The following is a 3,446-nucleotide window of genomic DNA, read 5'->3' on the forward strand; positions in this document are numbered from 1 at the left end:
TTATAAAAAACGATAAGTAAAAAGCCAAATAAGACTGAAAAAAGAGCAATTCCAGTATAAATTTCTAGCTCTCCTAAATCCTGAGCAGCTTCCCCTAAATAGGCAGCTAATTTATTACCTAAGCCTGTAACAGCAAAATAAACACCCATCATAATAGAAACATACTTGGCAGGAGCCAATTTGGTAATAAAGGACAAAGCTACAGGAGATAAACATAATTCACCAATGGTATGGAATAAATAAGCCCCTAAAATCCAAAGTACACTTGATTTAGTCAAAATCTCCCCACTTGGTCCCACTTGCGATTCAAGGGATGCTCCCGACATAAAAAAGAATCCTAAGCCCATAATAATTGTACCGACTGCCATTTTGAATAGGGAAGAAGCTTCTTTTCCTTTTGCCTTCCGAGTAGCCCAAAAACCTGCAATTACAGTACCAAATAACATAATATAAAAGGAGTTCACAGACTGGAAAACCCCTGCTGGGATTTCTAAACCAAAAATAACCCTATTAGTTCTTTCATTAGTGAAAATATTCATTAATCCACCTGCTTGTTCAAATGCTCCCCAAAAAACAATCACTATTAGAAAAGAAATAAGTAATACAATAACACGATCCTTTTCTATAGCAGTCAGGGGTTTTGAAATAGATTTCCCTGTAGAATTATTCTTTACTTTCACAAAATCACCAACTCCTTTAAGATACTTTTGCCCCCCCATAAATATCAACTGTCCAATCAACATGCCGATACCTGCCAAGCCAAAACCATAATGCCAACCATATAAAGCAGCAACATAACCTACCGAAATCCCTGCCAAAAATGCTCCGACATTTATCCCTATATAGAAAATGGTAAAACCTTTGTCTCTTCGAGGGTCACCTTCTTTATACAATCCACCCACCATAGTAGATACATTAGGCTTTAATCCTCCCACACCTAATACGATCAGTGTTAAACCAATAAAAAAGGGCACAATCCCCGAAATCGCCATTATACCATGTCCTGCCACTAACAGTAGCCCGCCTATCATCACCATTTTCTTCTGGCCAAATACGCGGTCTGCCAAGATCCCACCTGGAATAGATGCCACGTAAACCAACATGGTATACCAACCATATAAATTTAAGGCATCGGCATTAGACCAACCTAATCCCTGAAATTCAGCCCCGACTTTATCCGTTCCCGCCACAATGAAGAGCACCAAAATGGCTCTCATCCCATAGTAACTAAAACGTTCCCATAATTCTGTAAAAAATAGGACATACAGCCCTTTGGGATGTCCGAACAATTCTCCGGAGTCCTTCACATTTAAGTTTTGTAAACTATTACTCGCCGACATATAAAATTTGATTAATTAAAAAATTCGAGGGAAAACAAAAAATGAGCTCTTAAAGCACATAAAAAAACCACAAAAAATCTCGTATAAATCAAGATTAAAAAATAATTAACCCCTAAAGTATTATTTATTTATCAAATGGGAAGAAAACTCCCAAACAAAAACCGTAAAAGACACCTATTATTATATAAAAACCATCAATAATACAATTTATTTTCAACAATCCCAAACCAAATAAAACCAAAAACACAAATTTCAGTGCGCCTATTATCGTTAAAACAATCAAAAATAACTTCTTCTTATTGTTTGCGCATAGTACCCTCCCAAAGTCATAAAAAAGGCTTATAAAGTATTAAACACAAAACTTTTTTCCATAAAAAAGAGTCCTCTCTATTGAGGAAAGAAATTATTTATTAGTTTTGCGCAAACGTTTTAAACACTACTATTCACCTATTCTTAAATAAAAAATCATGGAAGAATTAGGGTTAAAATCAACTCTAAATGACCTTAACCATTTAGGCATTAAAAATGCGGAAAAGGCTTACTGGAATCTTAGTCCTGCAGAATTGGTAGAACAAGCACTGTTCAACCAAGAGGGAACTCTTACAGATACAGGTGCTTTAATGTGTGACACGGGTAAATTTACCGGCCGTTCGCCTAAAGACCGATTTATTGTAAAGGATGATAAGACTGCTGATTCTGTTTGGTGGGGTGACATAAATATTCCATTTAACCCTGAAAAATTTGATGCCTTATATAACAAAATGTTGAGCCACTTAGAGGGCAAAAAGTTATATGTTCGAGATGCCTACGCAGGAGTAGATGAACGCTACCGACTTAAATTGAGAGTAGTGAACACTAAGGCCTGGCACAATTTGTTTTGCTATAATATGTTTTTAAGGCCTGAAAGAGAAGACTTAAAAACGTTCGAACCTAATTTTACCATTATCAACGCACCAGATTTTGAAGTTGATCCTAAGGAATTCGGTACGAGACAAAGGAATTTTGCAATTCTCAACTTAACCAAAAAGATCATCCTTATTGGAGGGACAGGATATGCTGGAGAAATGAAAAAAGGTATTTTCTCCGTTTTAAATTACCTTTTACCTCATGAACATCAAGTACTTTCCATGCATTGTTCTGCAAATATTGGAAAAGAAGGAGACACAGCTATCTTCTTTGGTTTATCCGGAACAGGAAAAACCACCCTTTCTGCAGATCCAAACAGGGGGTTAATTGGGGATGATGAACACGGATGGACCGAATCTGGCATTTTCAATTTCGAAGGAGGTTGCTATGCGAAAGCTATAGACCTAACTAGAGAAAAAGAGCCTGAAATCTATGATGCTATCAAATTTGGAGCTATTGTAGAAAATACAAGATACTTAGAAGGAACTCGAACGGTAGATTATCATAACATCTCGGTAACTGAAAATACCAGAACAGCTTACCCAATTGACCATATCGCAAATGCTGTTGAACCATCAGTAGGAGGAATTCCCAAAAACATTTTCTTTTTAACTTGTGATGCTTACGGCGTTCTGCCTCCTATCTCGAAGTTGAACAAAGGCCAAGCCATGTATCATTTTATTTCAGGTTATACGGCTAAAGTTGCTGGTACCGAAGCCGGAGTTACAGAGCCTCAAACGGCTTTTTCTGCTTGCTTTGGTGCTCCATTTTTACCCCTCCACCCTACCAAATATGCAGAAATGCTTGGTAAAAAAATGGAGGAAAATGAAGTGAATGTGTGGCTTATTAACACAGGATGGTCTGGTGGAGAATATGGTGTAGGTTCGAGAATGAAGTTACCTTATACGCGTGCCATGATAACTGCTGCACTAAATGGGCAATTGGATAAGGTAGATTTTGAAAAACACGAAATCTTCGGAGTCAATATGCCTGTTTCTTGTCCTGAAGTACCAGATGAAATATTAAACCCCAAAAACACTTGGTCTGACAAACAAGCTTATGATTCTAAGGCTAATAAATTAGCAACCGAGTTTAACAGAAATTTTGAAAAATTTGCTGACTTTGCTAATGGTGAGATCATGGCAGGTGCACCGCATGCGAAAGTAAAAGCCTAAGAAGTTAAGTTCAGACTATTTAAAA

At 37.1% G+C, this 3,446-nt stretch carries 2 protein-coding genes; one reads left to right on the forward strand and one right to left on the reverse strand.

The genetic code is table 11. The features are described 5' to 3' along the window. Window positions 1-1,340: peptide MFS transporter (locus E1171_RS04515; RefSeq protein WP_155204524.1), on the reverse strand; the 1,340-nt coding region annotated here is incomplete at its 3' end. 467 nt (window positions 1,341-1,807) lie between these two features. On the opposite strand from E1171_RS04515, the gene pckA reads away from it, so the two are divergent. After that, window positions 1,808-3,421, forward strand: a complete 1,614-nt coding sequence (pckA, locus tag E1171_RS04520) for a phosphoenolpyruvate carboxykinase (ATP) (protein ID WP_155204525.1) — start codon at window positions 1,808-1,810, stop codon at window positions 3,419-3,421. Window positions 3,422-3,446 lie beyond the last annotated feature (25 nt).

Origin of the sequence: Xanthovirga aplysinae (genome assembly GCF_009711365.1) — a bacterium.
In the GTDB taxonomy this organism is placed as follows: Bacteria; Bacteroidota; Bacteroidia; order Cytophagales; family Cyclobacteriaceae; genus Xanthovirga; species Xanthovirga aplysinae.